Raw genomic sequence first — 2,801 nt, 5'->3', positions numbered from 1 at the left:
AGGCTTTAAGGGGTTATACATCTCCATCTATGCTTGAACTACGGGCTTATTAAAGTCGAACTAAAACCGAAATCATTTCCTGCAGGAATTTATATCAAACAACCGGATCGAGATAAGAGTAGATTTGCGTATCTAACGTGTATCAAAGTCAAGCACAATAAGCCAGACATCTTTATGTTAGACAAACTCAAGAAGGAGATATTAATTTTAGAAGATGGCAAAAAGATTCGATCATCTACCCGCGGTCAGGGTAGGGAAGAAACATAAGTATGACCCTCTCGCAAATCATTGTGGCGCTTCACACGGGTTCAATACAAGAATAACTCGTAAACGATGACCTGGAATTTTCTGATGACAACTTATCACCACAACTTTTGAAGGAACTAGGCTTCTACAGACTCATCGAGGCGTATATACAGTCCAGAGTCCTCAAGATGACTTTGAAGAACTTATCCATGGAAGCTCGCAGAAAAACCCCATTCCTCTATGCAGCTTAAGGAGAAGTAAGAGCTTTAATTTGGGCATTAAAACCATCTAACTTCTAATCTTCTTCAAAACTGTAAGTCTACTTGATGTTATTAAAACTTTAATATACCTAATAAAGCTCTTTAAACCCAATTACCTCCACGTGGTATAGAGCGGACGTTGTGGTGCAATATCACAACGACTAAACATGGGTTACTCTGATCTAGAGTCTTAATGGCTCAGATTCTCTTGACTAATGTTGAAAGATATATCAATATTAGTTTGAGTCTTAAATGCTAGACTTGCATACTAATTAGTGCAAAGGCTTTAGAGTTGAACTGAAACATTTCTCCACCGGATGTTTTATGTAAGGGATGCAAAGAAGCTGTATGCATCAGTTAGGTGACTGTCCATGCAAAAGCATGTGAAACTGGGTGTCGAGATGACCCAGAATAGCATACGTCCGAATTATTTTCCTTTTAAAGCGAACCAAAAACGGGTACGTGACTGCTGGAGTTAAGTCAAATTGAAAATTACTTGGCCTAGGTGAGTCTGCATAAGTCGCTAAGAGAAGTCCATGCATGGGGAAAGAGGTTCGTATAAGGGAAGGAAAAGACACTGTGCATCTTCTCGAGGGAGTACCCTAGCGTTCAACTTGTTGGATGGAGCTTAGTATCGGCTAAAAACGGTCCAGATCGAACGACCGGGCACTGAGTGCTCCTGCTGATATAATCTATCGGTAGGTCCGTACCACCTCCGTACACATGATATGGTAAGATGCTTATTGTAAGGGGTAGTTGACTGCGCAGCAGACCTGTGGTATAACACTACCACATGAATAAGGACTTATTTGTTTATTTAAATTAAACAAAAGCTTATAAGAAAATTACCCCAAGAACCTATGGTCTACCAAGGAATTAGTAAGAAAATAAAAGGTTTTAAAAATAGGTTTACTGGAATATCCCAGGGTCCAGAAAGCATTCTCGAATGCTTTCTCAGCTCTGGCTCTGTTCCCCCATGGCTTTACGCCAAATTGAATTCAATGATGGGTAGCCTAGACCTAAAAGAAAACGTCATTAGAAGAGACTCACAACAGGAAAGTGAGGAAAGAAGACATTCCAAAATAAGTCATGAAAAGACTAGGAATTATCAAGGGAAAAATTCTCAAACGAATATCAGGCCATATGCCGATTTCGAAAAACAGATAGGATCACTTAGTGTGACCACGAGAGAAAAAATATTTAAAATATACAACATTAAAATGGACTATGACGATAATAACATAAAGGAATTTGAAGAACTAGCTAAAGCTAATAAGTGGACTGACGAGGACCAAGGTCAGATATATTCAAGCCTCATATATGATGAAGAATACAAAAACAGTCTTACAAAGAATAGTTTTAAAACACTAAAAAATGAACTAAAAGCAATAAAATATCCAAAATCGGATGCCCAACATTTACGAAGAAGTCTTGACAGCCTCAGACAAACTCATTACATGCGCATAGCAGACTATGATGCAGAAATAACTAACCTTTTACAAGGGTATTCATTCATTAAAGGCCTAACCAAAAAGGAACAAGGGAGGGTACACGTATAATATTTCCACAATGGACTAGAAACATATACTTCGATAGAACTCAGTAGACAGGACATTGACATGGAAAATCTCAAAGAGGTTTTAACTGTTCTCAGAAAACTCGAAGACTCTATCCTTTCCCAATCGGAGTTTATTCATTGATCGAAACAAAACCCTATCTCAAACTATACTAAGAGCACAGACGAGAAATATTGTTTCAACTGTAAAAAGAAGGGTCACACAACAAAAGCTTGCTTTTTCAACAAAAAATATTGTAATCACTGCAAAACTAATACACATAATACTGCTGTTTGCTATAAATTAAATAAAACTCAGCAAAATCTAGTTATTGAAGAATTAAACCCAAGTTCAGTTGAAGACATCGCAGTCAAAGGATTCATAAATGGCCAAAAGGTAAAAGCTATAGTAGATACGGCTTCATGTAAGTCTTTCATGTCTTCTAATATGATTAAAAAACTTGATCTCCAAGTCGAAGAAACAAGACCTTTGACAACAATATTCGGAAGTGGAAACAGAGAAACTACATGCCAGTCAGTCAATCTTTCGTTACAACTTAATGGAAAAAAAATACAAAATGGTAGTTTATGTCTTGAGGAATCTCCCAGCAGAATTGATAGTTGGAAGAGATTTCATACAAGGAAACAAAATTATCATTGACAATTATCTTAATAGAATTGTGTTCCAAGATAACCACTTTGTAAATCTTATACGACCCCAACAAACCATTGAAGAACAA

The 2,801-nt window shown here is 37.1% G+C and carries 2 protein-coding genes; both read left to right on the top strand.

Annotated elements, in window-relative coordinates; genetic code table 11:
- Nucleotides 1-1,366: 1,366 nt before the first annotated feature.
- On the top strand, nucleotides 1,367-2,065 hold the full coding sequence (locus tag ACRC28_RS10805; RefSeq protein ID WP_438543455.1) for a hypothetical protein: 699 nt from the start codon (nucleotides 1,367-1,369) through the stop codon (nucleotides 2,063-2,065).
- A 156-nt stretch (nucleotides 2,066-2,221) separates the two neighbouring features.
- A complete protein-coding gene (locus ACRC28_RS10800; RefSeq protein ID WP_438543456.1) occupies nucleotides 2,222-2,722 on the top strand; it encodes a retropepsin-like aspartic protease in 501 nt (166 codons plus the stop codon).
- The last annotated feature ends 79 nt before the right edge of the window (nucleotides 2,723-2,801 follow it).

The sequence above is a fragment of the Clostridium sp. genome (genome assembly GCF_051650885.1).
In the GTDB taxonomy this organism is placed as follows: Bacteria; Bacillota; Clostridia; order Clostridiales; family Clostridiaceae; genus Clostridium.
Note: the sequence above shows the minus strand (reverse complement) of the source record. Positions and strands in the feature narration are given on the sequence as shown.

What these genes read in the sequence shown, in the direction of transcription:
- ACRC28_RS10805 (WP_438543455.1), top strand. Translation starts at nt 1,367, where the DNA reads ATGGTCTACCAAGGAATTAGTAAGAAAATAAAAGGTTTTAAAAATAGG.